Source organism: Snodgrassella communis (genome assembly GCF_914768045.1).
Lineage (GTDB): Bacteria > Pseudomonadota > Gammaproteobacteria > Burkholderiales > Neisseriaceae > Snodgrassella > Snodgrassella communis.
The window spans coordinates 69,925-86,788 of sequence record NZ_CAJZCD010000006.1; the positions used below are offsets into that span (position 1 = coordinate 69,925).

At 41.5% G+C, this 16,864-nt stretch carries 16 protein-coding genes and 1 pseudogene; 11 read left to right on the plus strand and 6 right to left on the minus strand.

The features are described 5' to 3' along the window. Positions 1-213: 213 nt before the first annotated feature. Genes MJ761_RS07335 through MJ761_RS07345 form a run of 3 tightly spaced genes read right to left on the minus strand, consistent with a single transcriptional unit; the run spans position 214 to position 2,853 of the window. Entirely contained in the window at positions 214-960 is a 747-nt protein-coding gene (locus MJ761_RS07335) for an endonuclease/exonuclease/phosphatase family protein (RefSeq protein ID WP_093091587.1), read from the minus strand. Positions 961-980: 20 nt separating this feature from the next. Next, positions 981-1,424: a dihydroneopterin triphosphate diphosphatase gene (gene nudB, locus MJ761_RS07340; RefSeq protein WP_176715052.1), complete on the minus strand. Its 444-nt coding sequence runs from the start codon at positions 1,422-1,424 to the stop codon at positions 981-983. After that, entirely contained in the window at positions 1,417-2,853 is a 1,437-nt protein-coding gene (locus MJ761_RS07345; RefSeq protein ID WP_093091589.1) for a mechanosensitive ion channel family protein, read from the minus strand. Before MJ761_RS07345 ends, nudB begins: the two co-directional genes overlap by 8 nt. Positions 2,854-3,186: 333 nt before the next feature. Here MJ761_RS07345 and rpsF point away from each other — a divergent pair, with 333 nt between their 5' ends. The 5 genes from rpsF (at position 3,187) to mltB (ending at position 5,787) form a co-directional block, all read left to right on the plus strand. Next, positions 3,187-3,567, plus strand: coding sequence for a 30S ribosomal protein S6 (gene rpsF, locus MJ761_RS07350; protein ID WP_037405210.1), 381 nt, complete (start codon positions 3,187-3,189; stop codon positions 3,565-3,567). Between the two features lie 19 nt (positions 3,568-3,586). Beyond that, on the plus strand, positions 3,587-3,883 hold the full coding sequence (gene priB / locus MJ761_RS07355) for a primosomal replication protein N (RefSeq protein ID WP_037405211.1): 297 nt from the start codon (positions 3,587-3,589) through the stop codon (positions 3,881-3,883). A gap of 5 nt (positions 3,884-3,888) precedes the next feature. Then, on the plus strand, positions 3,889-4,119 hold the full coding sequence (gene rpsR / locus MJ761_RS07360) for a 30S ribosomal protein S18 (protein WP_025330416.1): 231 nt from the start codon (positions 3,889-3,891) through the stop codon (positions 4,117-4,119). A 15-nt stretch (positions 4,120-4,134) separates the two neighbouring features. Next, the gene (gene rplI / locus MJ761_RS07365; protein ID WP_093091591.1) at positions 4,135-4,590 is read left to right on the plus strand and encodes a 50S ribosomal protein L9; all 456 of its coding nucleotides are present in this window, start codon (positions 4,135-4,137) and stop codon (positions 4,588-4,590) included. A 120-nt stretch (positions 4,591-4,710) separates the two neighbouring features. Beyond that, complete coding sequence (gene mltB, locus MJ761_RS07370; RefSeq protein ID WP_093091593.1) at positions 4,711-5,787, plus strand: lytic murein transglycosylase B; 1,077 nt, start codon at positions 4,711-4,713, stop codon at positions 5,785-5,787. Positions 5,788-5,935: 148 nt separating this feature from the next. Here mltB and MJ761_RS07375 read toward each other — a convergent pair whose 3' ends face one another. Further along, positions 5,936-6,637, minus strand: coding sequence for a B3/B4 domain-containing protein (locus tag MJ761_RS07375; RefSeq protein WP_093091595.1), 702 nt, complete (start codon positions 6,635-6,637; stop codon positions 5,936-5,938). A 468-nt stretch (positions 6,638-7,105) separates the two neighbouring features. On the opposite strand from MJ761_RS07375, the gene dnaX reads away from it, so the two are divergent. From dnaX to MJ761_RS07400, 5 genes and pseudogenes are all read left to right on the plus strand, one after another. Next, positions 7,106-9,085: a DNA polymerase III subunit gamma/tau gene (dnaX, locus tag MJ761_RS07380; protein WP_093091597.1), complete on the plus strand. Its 1,980-nt coding sequence runs from the start codon at positions 7,106-7,108 to the stop codon at positions 9,083-9,085. 55 nt (positions 9,086-9,140) lie between these two features. Next, positions 9,141-9,482 (plus strand): YbaB/EbfC family nucleoid-associated protein, encoded by a 342-nt coding sequence (locus tag MJ761_RS07385; RefSeq protein ID WP_093091599.1) that lies wholly within the window; start codon positions 9,141-9,143, stop codon positions 9,480-9,482. Between the two features lie 251 nt (positions 9,483-9,733). Then, positions 9,734-10,339: a recombination mediator RecR gene (gene recR, locus MJ761_RS07390; protein ID WP_093091601.1), complete on the plus strand. Its 606-nt coding sequence runs from the start codon at positions 9,734-9,736 to the stop codon at positions 10,337-10,339. Positions 10,340-11,211: 872 nt separating this feature from the next. Then, positions 11,212-11,675, plus strand: a pseudogene (locus MJ761_RS07395) (MFS transporter). A gap of 349 nt (positions 11,676-12,024) precedes the next feature. Next, entirely contained in the window at positions 12,025-12,258 is a 234-nt protein-coding gene (locus MJ761_RS07400) for a hypothetical protein (RefSeq protein ID WP_176715054.1), read from the plus strand. A 227-nt stretch (positions 12,259-12,485) separates the two neighbouring features. Here MJ761_RS07400 and ilvA read toward each other — a convergent pair whose 3' ends face one another. After that, on the minus strand, positions 12,486-14,021 hold the full coding sequence (ilvA, locus tag MJ761_RS07405; protein WP_093091603.1) for a threonine ammonia-lyase, biosynthetic: 1,536 nt from the start codon (positions 14,019-14,021) through the stop codon (positions 12,486-12,488). A gap of 202 nt (positions 14,022-14,223) precedes the next feature. On the opposite strand from ilvA, the gene MJ761_RS07410 reads away from it, so the two are divergent. Then, entirely contained in the window at positions 14,224-15,366 is a 1,143-nt protein-coding gene (locus MJ761_RS07410; protein WP_093091605.1) for a D-alanyl-D-alanine carboxypeptidase family protein, read from the plus strand. Positions 15,367-15,564: 198 nt separating this feature from the next. Here the strand turns inward: MJ761_RS07410 and MJ761_RS07415 are convergent, their stop codons facing one another. Beyond that, positions 15,565-16,857, minus strand: a complete 1,293-nt coding sequence (locus MJ761_RS07415; protein ID WP_093091606.1) for an adenylosuccinate synthase — start codon at positions 16,855-16,857, stop codon at positions 15,565-15,567. Between the last annotated feature and the right edge of the window lie 7 nt (positions 16,858-16,864).

Here is a 16,864-nt window from a genome sequence, read left to right on the forward strand (position 1 = left end):
TTTTAATTCTTGCTTTGAAATAAAAACGTTCTGGTGCCAACAGCAGTTAAGAAAAGAGCAAATCCGCTAAAAAGCAGAAATATGCCTTTTATCTGATTAAACTTTAGAAAAAAAACAGCGTGATGGTAGGGAAAAATTACTTCTCCTGTTCCAGCCTTTAGTTATCTCATAGCCAAGACAACCTCTAATCTATTGTCTGAATTAAATGCCGGTCTATTCGGGCGCAATGATAGCGTATAAAGGCAAGTGGTCAGAAAGTTTTTGCCACGGTAGGCCACTTAAAGGTTTAGCCTCAAGTACACTTAAATGACGGGTAAAGATTCTGTCCAGACTCAAAATAGGCAAACGCGCCGGAAAAGTTTTTGGTGCATTAGGGTAGGTACAGAATGCGTCATACATATTTAACTTCAAGCCCAGACTGTCATATGATCGCTGGCGCCAGTCATTAAAGTCGCCAGCCAGAATTAATGGATTGGCTGGATCAATTTCACTTTCAATGTAGTCGGAAATGGTTTGGTACTGTTTAATGCGATCCGGTTCACGCAGATTAAGATGAGCGCACAGACACACCAAAGATCGTGACCATTGAGGTAGTTGGATTTCACAGTGCAAAAGACCACGCTGTTCCAGATTATTGACACTGATATCCAGATTATGACAAGTAATAATAGGATGGCGGCTTAATATAGCATTGCCATGATCACGATATTTATAGCGAGCAGTACGGCCATAACTAACGTGATAGTCCAGCCGTTCGCTGAGAATCTGGTAATGTGGCTGCTGGGGAAAGTCTGGAATGTTTTCTGCCCGCTTACTATTGAGCCCTTGTACTTCCTGTAAAAATAGAATATCGGGAGCAAGCTGCTGTAAAGCAGAGGCCATCTGAGAAAGCTGTACTTTCTGATTGAGTGCGGACATACCTTTATGAATATTATAGGTAGCAATAGTATAGGTGTTCATAAAGTGACCGGTGAATCAAATTACCAGAGTTGTGGTAATTGCCATAGTGCAGCACGGTTAGAAGGAGAAAACACCTGCTCAATTGCTTGTTCAAGAGAACACCACATATAACGTAAATGCTCCCTTGGTGCCAGATGAACAGGGGTATCTGCGGCAATACATAAAGAAAAAACATGTTCGGTATTATGAGTAACACCAGGAGCATAGCGATGGCGCCAGTGCGGGTAAATTTCAAATACACTTGACTGATGCCAGTTATGAATCGTATCACTGTGAATGCCAGTTTCTTCAGCCAATTCTCTTAGCGCAGTCTGTTCTATAGTCTCACCCAGCTCCTGACTGCCTGTGACAGATTGCCAGTAGCCGGGTTTATCTGCGCGCTCCAGTAATAATATCTGCCGGAGGTTATTGTAAACAATAACCAATACAGATATTGGCTGTTTATATTGTTTAATGTTAATCATGACTCGTTTGCTGGCTGGAATGGTAGGAAGACGAAATATTTAATGCAGTAGGTAGTGGTTCTGGATAGGCAGATTGCATCGTTGCATGATTTGCCGGTCTGGGTGTTGTATGACAGGCAATCGGATCTTCTGCATCATTCAAAATGCGTATTTCCTGCTGTGGGAAAGAAAACTTAATGCCCACTTCTTTAAAACGAGTCCAGATTTCCAGTAAAATCGCCGAATTAATACTCATAAAGCCGTTTTCCGGATCATGAATCCAGTAATTTACATACAGGTTAATTCCGGAATCAGCAAAACCAGTAACAAAGCTGTTAGGTTTAGGATCATCACATACCCGTGCCTGTTTGGCGGCAGCTTCTTTCAATATTTCCAGTGCCAGAGGTAGATCGGTATTATAGGCGACTTGTAAAGTCAGATTGGTAGACATGATTTTACTGGAGTAAGAATCATTGATAACAGTATTGGAAACGAAAGTATCGTTTGGAATCAGCGCTTCAGAACCATCGCTACTGCGTAATACCACAAAGCGTGCAGTTATCTTAGTGACATAGCCAGTGAAATTGTTAATATTCAAGCGGTCTCCCGGACGCACAGAATGGTCTGCCAGAATAATGAAGCCAGATACGTAATTACTGGCGATTTTCTGTAAGCCTAACCCGAGGCCAACGCCTAGCGCGCCACCAAATACCGAAAGAATAGTCAGATTGATACCTACCATCGGTAGAGCAATCAGTACCGCAATGATTACCAGCAGAGTTTTAACGATTTTAACCAGCACATAACGCAGATTGATATCCAGCTTATCTGCTTTCAGAATACGTTGTTCTGTTATGCGCGACAGCCACATAGCAATAATGATAGCAATCCCAACAATAATGCTGCCTGTAATAACAGTATAAAGGCTCAGACTGGTTGAGCCCACAGGTAGAGCCAGTGATTTCAGCAGATGAATAATAAAAGTATCCAGACTGGTGAGCCATAGCAGAAAGCATACCCATAAAAAAGTCGACAGTGAACGCTCATAGCGCTCATTAAAGCGGTTATTGGGAATAGCGTTATGCAATACAGCCATAATGAGGCGAATCATCAGTAACCAGCGCGCGGTAAAGGCCGTGAGTTGTAACCATAATACTGATTCACCAGTAGTAGTACGCCATATCACCATGGCAATGACCGTACTGATAAACAATATTACCGGCCATAAAAGGCGCGAAAATAAATGAAGCAGCATCGGAAATTTAATGTATCGCTGCTGAGTGTGTCTGGATATAACTGATAAAATTTTCAGGCTAAACCAGTAAGTGCCAATCATAATCATGATTGCACAGGCTACTTCTAGCCAACCGGAAGTGGTTTTTAAGCTATGGATTATCAGTCGTGCCAGAAATTCTTTGCGAGCAAACATAGAGTCGAAATAGTTAATCATAGTGTGGCAAAGAAAAGAGGTTGGTAAGTAGTATTAATGTTAGGCGTTTTCGAGTAGCTCTGTAAACTGTTGTTATTAAATTTAGTAGTGATATATGAAATAGTTCTAACTGGATATGAAAAGCTATAATATTGGTAAATGGCGAATCTGTGCTTAATAGCCCATATAAAGTTATTCATCAAAACATAAGTTTGAACTGATTTTATAGAATAAGACTGATACCATTGGTTTTTAATTGATTCTAGATGCAAAGATGCTTATAATAGCAGGTTTTCCAACCTTGCCCTTTGCACTTCGCATGGTAAAGGGATTGATTAGCCACAAGGAGTACACATGCGTCATTATGAAATCGTGTTCATTGTCCATCCGGATCAAAGCGAACAGGTCGGTGCCATGGTTGAACGTTACAAAACCATGATTACCGAAGCCAACGGTAAAATTCACCGTCTGGAAGACTGGGGGCGCCGTCAGCTGGCTTACCCAATCAACAAAATTCACAAAGCACACTATGTGTTAATGAATGTTGAAACCACACCTGAAGTGATTGACGAAATTGAAACTGCGTTCCGCTTTAATGATGCAGTCTTGCGTCATCTGACTGTGAAAATGGACGCAGCAGTAACTGAAGCTTCTCCGATGATGAAAGAAGAGAAGTCCAAGAATCTGTTAGCGGGTAACAGCACTGAAGCAGCTTCAGAACAAGCTGAAGCCTGATTAATTTATTGAGGCTGGTTTGCTGAATCAATTATGCCTGTGTGCACAGATTAAAAGTCTGGACAATTTACGCTATACCCCCGCCGGTTTGCCGGTGCTGACCATGTGGCTTACACATGAATCATGGCAGACGGAACTGCAACAGCAGTATCTGGCGAAAGTAGAAATTCAGGCGAAAGTACTGGGTGATTTAGCTAAAAACTGGCCGTATCAGCTGGGAACTATGGTGGAAATCAGTGGCTTTCTCAGCCAGAAAGGTATTTACCACTCCCGCCCAGTACTGCATATCCAACAAATTCGTGAATATAAAGGTTAAACGACATGGCTCGTCAATCATTCAAACGTAGAAAATTTTGCCGCTTTACAGCGGAAGGCATCAAACAGGTTGACTACAAAGCAGTTGATTTGTTAAAGGATTTTATTACCGAAAATGGTAAAATCATTCCGGCGCGTATTACTGGAACCAAAGCACATTATCAGCGTCAGCTGTCTACTGCGGTAAAACGTGCCCGTTTTCTGGCTTTACTGCCTTACACCGATCAACATAAATAATAAGGAAGATTTATTATGCAGATTATTTTGTTAGAAAAAGTCGGTGGCCTAGGTAATCTGGGTGATCTGGTTAATGTGAAAAATGGCTATGCGCGTAATTTCTTGATTCCTCAAGGTAAGGCGCAGCGCGCCAATGCTGCCAATCTGGCCGCATTTGAAGAAAAACGTGCTGAATATGAAGCACATCAGGCAGCTGTGCTGGCTGATGCTGAAGCACGCAAACTGAAGTTGGATGGTCAGAATATCAGCGTTGCCCAAAAGGCTGGTGTGGATGGTCGTTTATTTGGTTCTGTAACCACCCACGATATTGCAGAAGCAATTAAAGCTGCGATTGGCGTGGAAGTGGTAAAAGCCAATGTACGTTTGCCTAATGGCCCGCTGAAAGCCATTGGCGAATATGAGATTGAAGTAGCTTTGCACAGCGATGCCGTTGCTGCTATTACAGTAACTATCGTTGCTGCTGCTGAATAAGTATAACTGACCACACATCAGGATAATGTAAGCTGTCTGGATTGCTCCAGACAGCTTTTTTGTTATTAATGGTAAAAATAGTATAAAATGTGCATTTAGCATATGCTAGGAACCATAATAATGAAATTAGTTCGGATTATATGTACTGCTTTATTGCTGGCTTCCTGTCAAAGCACACAGCCTGTAAATGAAAACACCGTTCTGCCAGTTGCCACAGCAAATATACCGTTGCCTGTGGATGAAAAAGTATTTGCTTTAACTGATAGTGGAATAGATTTACTAAGCCGTAGTGATGTTAATCGTTTTATCGATAATGAGGTCAAGCATGAGCATTACAGCAGGGTAGAGTTGGAAAATTTCTTTCGGCAAGTGCGCTACCGGCCAAGTATTATCCGAGGAATGGATAGGCCGGGGACTTCATTACCGTGGTATACATTTGTACAGAACAATGCCAATAATATTCGCATTAGTAGCGGGAATATTTTTTGGCAGAATAATGCTGAAGTTATTCAGGCTGTATCTAAACACTATGGTGTGGCTCCACAACTGCTGGTAGCCATAGTGGGTATTGAAACTAACTATGGTGCCACAATGGGTACATACCGGATAGCAGATGCATTGACTACATTGGGCTATCACTACCCGCGTCGGGCAGAATATTTCCAACGTGAATTAGCAGAATTCTTGCAACTAGTCTATGAAGAAAAACAGGATCCGTTTAATTTCAAAGGTAGCTATGCCGGAGCAATGGGTATGCCGCAGTTTATGCCATCCAGTTTTCGTCAATATGCTGTAGACTGGGATGGTGATGGCCATCGGGATATATGGCGCAATACAGGAGATGCACTAGCATCAGTAGCAAACTATATGAAACAGCATGGCTGGCAGTCTGATGCGCCAATTGCTGTACCAGTAGCGATGCAGATAACGCCACAGTTACAGCAAATTATTGATGAACCCACTGCACTGAAGTATACCGCTGGCCAGCTACGCCAGCTAGGAGTGATTATTCCGGCACAGATTGGTAATCAGGAAAAAGGTATTTTATATCGTTTAGAAAAATCTTCCGGTAAATATGATTACTGGTTTGGACTGAATAATTTCTATACTATCTGGCAATACAATCACAGCCGACATTATGTGGCAGCAGTTCGCCAGATTGCCAATGGCCTAAGTTATAGTAGTACCAAATTGTAAAATTGGCATTAGTTTAAAGTAAACAGCCATTTATAATGAATATGGCTGTTTTTATATACCGTATACAGATTAAGCATACAGATATTGAATTTAACTATTCAGCGATAAAATAAAAGATTAAATATAATAAAAATGCTATATCATAAATTTAAGATAACTCACATGAATCTTGTTTTTGATTAACAATATTAGAAGTGGTTTTAATATCTAGAAAATCAGCCAAACGTTTTTGTAAAAGATTAATAGTAGCTAGAAAATCCGCATGACGTAGAGGGTCATTATTTTCAATTAAAAATGCTACATTTTGAGTAGTGGCTGTTAATCCTGTTGTAGTACTATCACGCCAATTTAAGCATCTGGTCAGGACAGAATCATCATCGTGATAAATAATTTCTCCCACCAAAGTTTTTTCAGCTTCACTTTCTCCGATTGCCCAGAAATCCTCACTCTGTTTGGCTACCAAGAGAGTAAGATTGCCATGTACCTTGTCTAAATCAAATCCGCCGATAGGAAAAGCCATTTCTAACGAAACAGAATTATAAACATCCACTAAGCCATTTATTGGTTTAACTGCTTTGCCTTGTTTAGCCCTTTTCAATAAATTCTCTACTGCACAATGTGCCCCTTTCTTGGTTTTAAATTTTTGAAAAGTATCGCGCCATGATTTAATAACTGGGTTGGCACTGATCGGATCTTCAATTACCCATTTAAGAGCTTGCTGATTAGCTTTGGTTAATAAGTCTACGGGAACTTTATCTATAGACTCATGACGATATCCATATACAAGGCCGATTTCAAGTTCAGGGAGAAGTTGCCAAACATCCGGATTTACAGAAAATATTTTAGACATTTTTTCCTCGCAGAAATTTAAATAAAAAGAATTATGAACACCTAGCCAGACTTAAAAGAGCCGATGATTATTTTTTCTGGCGATAATCAAACTCTTCAGATACATCTTATAGTAAATAAATGAATAATAAAATAAAATTTTAGGAAGAAATTAAACGAAATCAAGTTTATTTGAACCTTTATTGACTGATAAATTAATTTAAAAATAAGTTCCATTGGTTCTATCCGAACTAACTTTCAAATACAATCTGATAAAAATTAAAAATCTTTTCCAACTTGTTATGCTTCACCTGCAAGGTTATATTAACCAATCTGCTTGAAAAAACAGAAAACTATTTTATTTGCTGTTATCGACCATACCTTGCCCCGTTTAGATCATTTTTTGTTTACAATATAGAGTTTTCGAATTTGCTTTAACCGGCTTTCGAGTTATCAATTTAGTTTATTGCGTAAGCAGTAGCGGATAGTTATGACTTATCAAGTATTGGCTCGTAAATGGCGGCCAAAAAAGTTTGCTGATTTAGTGGGACAGGAGCATGTGGTCAAGGCATTGATAAATGCACTTGATAAAGGACGTTTACATCACGCTTATATGCTCACAGGAACGCGTGGGGTAGGTAAAACCACCATTGCCCGTATACTGGCTAAAAGCCTGAACTGTTTGCATACGGAGCACGGAGAACCATGCAACCAGTGTGATTCCTGCCGTCAGATTGATGCCGGTCGCTTTGTAGATGTGCTGGAAATTGATGCTGCTTCCAATACCGGCATTGATAATATCCGTGAAGTACTGGAAAACGCACAGTATGCGCCCACAATGGGACGCCACAAAGTCTATATTATAGACGAAGTGCATATGCTGTCTAAAAGTGCTTTTAATGCCATGCTTAAAACACTGGAAGAACCACCTGAGCATGTCAAATTTATTCTGGCTACTACAGATCCGCAAAAAGTGCCGATTACGGTTTTAAGCCGGTGTCTCCAGTTTGTACTGCGTAATCTGAATAGTACTCAGGTACATGACCATCTGGTCTATGTATTGCAACAAGAGCAGATTACTTATGAAGATACAGCACTGCTGCTGTTAGGTCGTGCTGCTGCTGGTTCCATGCGTGATGCACTCAGCCTGCTTGATCAGGCGATTGCTATTGGTTCAGGTATGGTGACTGAATCTGATGTACGCAATATGATTGGGGCAGTAGATAAAAGCTATCTGTATGCATTACTGGATGCTCTAGCTGCACGTGATGGACAGGCCTTATTGGCTAAAGCTGAAGAAATGGCCAGTTGCGCAGTGGGCTTTGACAGTGCACTAACTGAACTGGCGTTATTATTGCAACGATTGACAATATTGCAATCTGTGCCAACAGCAATTAGTACCGATGAACCTGAATATACAGCCTTAACCCGTCTTGCCAGCCTGTTTTCGGGTGAACAGATTCAGTTGTATTATCAGTGCGCCTTACGGGGCAAAGCTGATTTACCTCTGGCACCAGATGAAAAGGCCGGCTTTGTCATGACATTGTTGCGGATGTTGGCCTTTGCACCGTTGGCAGCAATGAATACACAGCGTATGCATGGACAGATTGACGGAACACAATTGCAAAATGCGCCGGCGATAAATAATCAGCTAGCAGCGACACCTCCTGTTATCAAGCAAACTGAACCGGCTTCGGTTTCAGTATCACAGCCTGCGGTATTACCTCAGACAGATGCGGTACCAGCACAGGTAGAATTGAAAACAGTTAGTGAACCAATACCGGCTATAGCGGTGAGTAGCACTCCAGAAAATGTATCGCCATCACTCATGCATTCTCCTCAGTCTGCCGTTACTGATGATGAACCGCCACCGCCATGGGTAAATAGTGCGGAAGATGTGCTCTATACATCTGATAGCAGTTTTGTTGCACCAGAACCGGTGGATACAGAAGAAACAGGTAAGCAGGAAGAAACATCAGTCAAACAGGGCAATGAAGATCCAGTTACCTTGATACCAGCTCAAACTGATGCAAAAGAAACAACTTTAGTAAAAGATAATTTTCCACCGTTAACGGCGGAGAATTGGCCGGAGATTTTAACTTTGCTGGCGCATCGGTTGGGGGCTGTGCAATTATTTAGCCAGCACACAGCAATTGCTGCTTATGATGAGAATAGTGGTGATTTAACTATTGCACTGGCAGAGCAGGGTGAACCAACAGCCAATCGCGAGCTACTGACCCGACTGGCCGGAACTTTGTCTGAAGTTTATGCACGACAGATTCAGCTGCATACCTGTAGCTGGCAGGAACAGAGCACATTGGAGACACCGCAAATGCGCCAGCAGCGTTTGCATGCTGAAGAACAGCAACAGGCACAATCTATACTAGAGGCGCAGCCTGTAGTGCGAATGCTGATGGAAACATTTAATGCAAGCTGGGTGTCAGAAAGCTTGCGTCTGGAAAAAAAATAATTGCAAAAATTTATTTAATTTTTTCCCTTTAATTTTGAAATATAAGGAAATTATCATGTTTGGAAAAGCAGGTTTAAGTGGTTTGATGAAGCAGGCGCAGCAAATGCAGGAACGCATGAAAAAGGCGCAGGCGGAATTGGCTAATGTAGAGGTTGATGGTGAATCTGGTGCTGGTATGGTTAAAGTGACCATGAACTGTCACTACGGTGTAAAACGCATCCATATTGATGACAGTCTGTTAGCTGATGCTGCTGATGACAAAGAGATGCTGGAAGATTTGATTGCTGCTGCTGTGAATGATGCCGTGCGTAAAGCTGAAGCAACTTCATCCGAGCGGATGGGGCAATTTACTCAGGGAATGAACCTACCGGCGGGTATGGGTGATTTTTTTAAATAATTCACTAAAATGGGAGAATAATCTTTGTAAGATTATTCTCCATACAAAGTAAAATAATTTCACCATAGTGAATTTTTTGCGAAAATGGCAGTAGGCTGCTTTAAAGTTAACTATAAAGAATAAACTTCTTTTGATGAATATATCTGAAATTTTGATTGCATTAATCAAGTGAAATTGTATACTGTTAATGATGCTTGTTGCGGATTTACTGCTAAATTGAATCAGTAACCGATTTATTGATGAGTAATAGAATGAGCACTAAATCTACCGATGCATTAAGCCGTTTAACAAACGCATTAAAGATTCTGCCTAACGTTGGTCCTAAAACAGCGCAGCGCATGGCCTATGAATTGTTACAGCATAAACGTGCCGGTGCAGAAGAACTGGTAGCTGCTATACAGGCAGCCTTAATGCTGGTGCATCATTGTCGTTTGTGCAATACTTTTTGTGAAGGTGAATTGTGTGAAATCTGTGCCGACGAGCAGCGCGATCCTAAGCGACTGATGATTGTACATATGCCGGTAGATGTGGCTAGTATGGAAGCTGCCAATTGTCATGATGGTTTGTATTTTGTGTTGATGGGGCAGGTTAATCCGGCGCAGGGAGCTGATTTACAAGCGATTGCTTTAGATAAATTGATTACCCGACTACAGGAGCATGAAGTAGATGAGATCATTATTGCTACCAGTTTCACCGCAGAAGGCAATGCAACTGCTTATGTTCTGTCTCAGTTACTAGCAGATTTTCCAGCCAAAATCACTCGACTGGCGCACGGTATGCCCCTAGGTAGTGAGCTGGAATATGTAGATGCCGGTACTTTAGCGCAGGCTGTATATGAACGGCGCAATATCAAATAGGTGCCAATTAAATAGGGCAATTTATTTTTAAACAATAAAACTATGAATAAGTAATAAATTGTGAAATTAAGACTTCCACAGATATTTATTTTTGTTATTTTTATTTGAAATGTTATATGAAGCTGTGTGTTTCAATATAATGTTCCTATAGTGTTTTACGCTAACAAAGTTGTATAGATGTTATCTAAAGCTGGTAAACATAAGGGTTTGATACGGTAACAAATAGAGCAAAACAATAATGAATGCACAGGATGTCAAATTCTCATTTAAAGAATTCCTTAAACGCCGTCGTTTGGAAATGTAACTATCCCCTGAAATAGTATACTTTGAAATAGGGGGTATTTATAGTTAATGTGTGTATCCGGTATTCGCTAAAGATATACTATCCGGTATTGTTACTGTTAGTGCTGAGTCAGATGATTACTGGGTTATAGGTTCAGTTGATTAAAATAATATCAAATGTATGATTTTTTGATTTTATGGCTAATATGAACTGAAAAATTGATGTTTGAGATTGTGAGTATTAATGATTTAACTCAGGAATAATATATGCTTTTCCACTACTTAAGTTTTATGAGTAATTGGTGTTTTATACCAAATTAGTAGTGAGACTTATGTTTAGTGATTAATACTATGAATAATATTATATTTGTTTATTAAGTCTACTAATTGTTGATTAAATTAACCGGTTTATTGATTTCAAGTCAATACGTATTAATATTTAGTTTACTAATTACTTTAAATATGAAATTATCAAATAAACGGGATACGATTATAAATTTCTGAAAAATTATTTTGTTCTTATTTTAGTCAGATTTGCTGGTTTTATCTCCGCTGCAGATAATTGGGTTGCTTCACTTCTTTTACCTGACATATCTGAAGATTTCGGTATTTCAATTTCTCAAGTAAGTATAGTTTTAACTGCCTATTTAATTCCATATGGGGTACTTCAACCTGTCTATGGTTATTATAGCGATCGGTATGGTCGAAAAAAATACTGTTACTACTCATGCTTTGCTTATCAATCTCCACTCTATTGTGTTCGATAGCACCCAATATTGCTCTACTTACTGTATGTCGGTTTATCACAGGATTATTCGCAGCAGGGATTATTGCGGTTTCATTAGGGATTTTAGGAGAGCTATACGAAAAAGAAATTTTAACTAAATTTGTTGGAATTTTTCTGGGTTTAATATTTTTAGGCCAGGGATTAAGTTCAGCAGTTGGTGGGTGGTTAATTGAAATAAGCAATTGGAGAAATATATTTATATTATTTTCAATATTATCCTTATTGTCATTTTTTCCATCTTTTGCTTACCTTCAAGTGGCTATATAAACACAAAAAAATCGGCATTTATCAAGGCTATTTGTTCATTACTATCACAGAATACATTACGTAAAATTTACTTTCTTGCATTTTGTAATGGTTTTATTGTGCTTGGGACATATTCTTATATTGGTGCTTATTTTTCAACTTCTCTTGGTGTTGATTATAGATATGTTTGTATTGGTCTTATGTTATTTGGTATTATTTGCTTTATGACGGGGTTTCTTAACAGTTTTTTTTGAAAAATATTGCAAATAGGAAAGTATTAATATCAGGGTTTTCCTGTTCGGTAATCTCGTTACTTCTGCTCATGTGCCATAACATACTTCTGACTTATTTCGCAACAATGTTTCTTGGAATGGGATATATTTTAGTTCAATCAATTCTTGCGAGTAGAGCTCTTGAGCTTGCGTTAAATGATAAAGGTCTATCATCAGGTATAATTGGTGTCGCCATTTTTGGCGGAGGGGGGATTGGTACTTACCTGGGTAGTCTGGTATTAGATGTTTCTGAATATCAAATGCTATTTTTATTATTTCTTTGTTTAATTGCGATTCCACTTTTGATTTCTATGTGTAGCAAGGATGTTTAAAGTTAATTTATTCAACTATAATTGGATTCTAGTAACAATGTAATGATAGATGTCGGTGTGGTTACATAGAATCCTTTAATAGTCAATCCATGAGTGAATTTTGAATTTATCGTTTTATTTATACTAATAACATAACTGTTTCTATCGAATTTTAGTAAACTTATCACTAAGCCGGTTAGTGAGCTAATCAGTCATGCTATTGGTTAGTATTTTGAACAATTCAGATATTAATATTTATCTGCTGGTTCGCCCAGAAATAGCTGATAAGCTGTATTGTGGGTTTGTTCCTGATAGGTGTAGCCAAGATTATCCAGAAAATTCTGGAATTTTTCTGCATCGGCTGGGGGGATGTCTAAACCTATGAGGACGCGGCCGAAGTCGGCACCATGATTGCGATAATGAAACAGGGTGATGTTCCAATCTGATTGCATGTGAAGTAAGAAGCGTCTTAATGCGCCCGGTCGCTCAGGGAATTCAAAGCTTATGAGGTGTTCGTTGGCTACTTTGCTGGTGCGTCCGCCGACCATGTAACGGATGTGCAGTTTGGCCATTTCATTGTGGGTTAAGTCCAGTGTTGGCAAGCCGTTGCTGTTTAGTTCTTGTGTAATGTGCTGTAAGTCGGCGGTGTTATTACTTTGAATGCCGACAAAGATATGGGCTTTGTGGTCGTCGCCATAGCGATAATTGAATTCGGTAATGCTTCTGTTGCCGATTAAATCGATAAAATGGCGGAAGCTGCCCGGCTTTTCTGGAATGGTAACGGCAAAGATGCCTTCATGGCCTTCTGTTAGTTCACAGCGCTCAGATACATGGCGCAGCTGGTGGAAGTTTATGTTTGCGCCACTGGTTACTGCTATTAGGTTCTGATGTTGACACTGATGACGGCTGATATAGGCTTTGAGGCCAGCGAGTGCCAGTGCACCGGAAGTTTCGGTTATGCTACGGGTGTTGTCGAAAATATCTTTTATGGCGGCACAGATGCTGTCGGTATCTACTACGATGATGTCGTCAAGCAGGTCACGGCATAGGTTGAATGTTTCTTCTCCTACTAGTTTAACAGCGGTGCCATCGGCAAACAGGCCAACTTCTGTCAGTTCGATGCGTTTACCCGCAGCAATAGATTGCTTCATGGCACAGGCATCTTCGGTTTCTACGCCGATAACTTTGATTTCAGGACGTACGTTTTTTATGTAGGCAGCTACTCCAGCAGCAAGGCCGCCACCGCCTATTGCTACAAAGACGGCGTCTATTGGTTTGGGATGCTGGCGCAGTATCTCCATGCCGATTGTGCCTTGGCCGGCAATAACATCGGGATCATCAAAGGGCGGGATGTAGGTGAGGCCGCTTTGGGCAACCAGTTGCATGGCATGGTTATAGGCGTCGTTGTAGGATTCTCCTGCCAGCACTACTTTGCCACCGCGTTTTTTGACGGCGTCAATTTTGATTTGTGGTGTGGTTTGGGGCATGACGATGGTTGCGTCACAGCCTAGTTTCTGGGCGGAAAGGGCTACTCCCTGAGCGTGATTGCCGGCAGAGGCGGTAATCACGCCTTTTTTGAGGACGCTGTGTTGCAGTTTGGCCATTTTGTTGTAGGCACCGCGAATTTTAAAGGAGAATACGGGTTGTAAGTCTTCTCGTTTCAGCCAGATGTGGTTGTTTAAGCGGTCGGATAGGTTGGTTGCATAATCTAGAGGTGTTTCGATGGCTACATCGTAAACAGCGGCGGTAAGAATGCGGGTAAGATATTTGGTGTGCTTGTTCATGGTTTGTTGTTAAGGAATCGCTGATTTTGTTGGGCGGATTATTTGTTTAACTTATTTAATCTAAAATTAACGATAACGCGACTGTTTTTTTTATGCAAGTAAATTTGCTGATATGGCTTATTCTGGGTAGGTAACTGTTTATAATGATGGGCACAGAATAGGGTTGATATGGGTTAATTCGGATTTAGATTTGATAGTAGATATGATGAGAATTTTTTTTCGTTGCTTCTGTGCGACTATGCTGATGGGTGTTCTGTCTTTAGCGCAGGCGGTAGGTTTGCCTGAGATCAATGCTGCTGCCTATGCGGTTGCAGATGAACAAAGTGGTATGATTCTGGCCAGTCGGGACAAGGATGCACGTATTGAGCCAGCAGCTCTGACAAAGCTGATGACTGCTTATCTGGTTTTTGATGCTTTGCAAAGTGGTAAGTTAAAAGCTCGGCAACCGCTGAAGATTTCAGCTGCTGGCTGGCATACGGATGGTAGCCGCATGTTTTTACAGCAGGGTGTGCCGGTAAATGTTGAAACGGTGGTGCAGGGTATGTTGGTGGTTTCTGCCAATGATGCGGCGATTACGTTGGCTGAAGCGGTTAGCGGGGGGGAGAAGGCGTTTGTACGGCGTATGAATGCGGAAGCACAGAAGATGGGGCTGGAAAATACTCATTTTGTTAATTGCACTGGCTTGCCGGCAGAAGGGCAATATAGCAGTGTGGGTGATTTGTTGCAGCTGGCACAGGCATTGGTACGCGATTTTCCTCAATATCAGAGTTGGTTTGCTAAAAAATCATTTTCTTATAATGGTGTTACTCAGTTAAACCGTAATTTGTTGTTGTTCCGGGATGATCAGGTAGATGGGCTGGCTGTGGGTTATACTATTAATGGTGGTTATAATCTGGCGGTGAGTAGTAAGCGTAATGAGCGCAGGGTGATTGTGGTGCTGGTGGGGGCAGACAGCAGTGAGGCGAGAGCGGCAGAGGGCAGTAAGTTATTGGGGTGGGCATTAACTGCTTTTAATACAACTAGATTGTATCCAGCCAACCATAAGGTTGCCGATATTGCTGTTTATAAGGGGGCGACTGGTAAGGTAGGTGTGGGTTTTTTGCGTGATGTCTATATTACGTTGCCATCAGATGGTGCAAAGCAGTTATCAACTGAGTTTGAGGCGGTGCAGCCGGTGGTAGCACCGGTGCGTAAAGGGCAGGGTATGGGTACGCTGAAGTTGCTGTTTGGTAAGCAGGTAGTGGCGCAGCAGGAGGTGGTGGCTCTGGATAGTGTCGGTGAAGCTGGCTGGTTTGGCCGCTGGCTGGCTGGTGTGTCTTTGTGGTGGCATGGTCTTTTTAGCTGAGCTACTTTGTATATGGATAGTAAGTAGGTTGTTTTGTAGGTCAAGCTGATGTGTTTGCTGATGTGGGTTAAGGTGGTTAGTTCAGTTTGTTGATGGTATGGGCTGGATTGTTAAAGTATTAAATGGTATATGTTAAGGTTTTGCATGAGTTTTATTTAAAAAGGAACCCATCGTTAGATGGGTTCCTTTTTTGGTTAGTTATTCATACGGGTGATGCAGCAATATGGTTTCTTCACGGTCTGGACCGGTAGAAATCATGGCAATTGGTGCACCGCAGATTTCTTCAATGCGTTTTAGGTAGGCTTTGGCATTGTCTGGTAGGGCATCATATGATTTTAAGCCGAAGGTGCTTTCCTGCCAGCCTGGTAGGGTTTCGTAGATGGGGGTGCAGGCAGATACGGCATCTGAGCCACAAGGCAAAATATCTGTTTTTGCGCCGTTGTAATCATAGCCTACACAGATGTTAATGCTGTCCATGCCATCCATGACGTCTAGTTTGGTGAGGCACAATCCGGAAATGCCATTTACTTGAATGGAGCGTTTCATTAGTGCTGCATCAAACCAGCCGCAGCGTCGCGGGCGGCCAGTCACTGCGCCAAATTCGTTACCACGCTGTGCCAGACCTGCGCCAACGCTGTCGAAAAGTTCGGTCGGAAACGGACCAGAACCGACGCGGGTGGTATAGGCTTTAACAATACCTAATACATAATTGAGTTTGGTGGGACCAACACCTGAACCAACGGCAGCAGCACCGGCAATGCAGTTGGAAGAGGTAACATAAGGGTAGGTGCCGTAGTCGATATCAAGGAAGGTACCTTGTGCTCCTTCAAATAGCAGTGATTCACCACGGGCATTCATTTCGTTCAGTTCGCGGGAAACATCTCCGACCATTGGCTGTATCTGTTCTGCAAGCTTGAGTGTCTGCTGATAGATTTGTTCTGCATCCAATGCTTGCTGACCATACAGGTTGGTAAGCTGACAGTTATAGATGGATACTGTGTCTTTGATTTTCTGCTGTAATACATCTGGCTGAAACAGATCCATGATGCGTACTGCACGCCGGGCAATTTTGTCTTCATAGGCTGGGCCAATACCACGCCCGGTTGTTCCAATTTTTTTATCGCCTTTGGCTGCTTCGCGAGCATGATCCAGTGCAATATGGTAAGGCAGAATCAGTGGGCAAGTTGGTGCAATGGTAAGTTGTTTGGTTACATCAATACCGGCTTGCTGCAATTCGGCCATTTCACTGAGTAGGGCTTCTGGTGATACAACTACACCGGAACCGATAAAACAGCGTTTGCCAGTATGCAAGATGCCACTGGGAATTAGCCGCAATACAGTTTTTTTGCCATTTACTACTAGGGTATGGCCTGCATTATGTCCTCCCTGATACCGTACTACGCCGGAGGCACGCTCAGTTAGCCAGTCTACTATTTTACCTTTGCCTTCATCACCCCATTGGGTGCCGACAACGACGACGTTTTTTGCCATATGGTTT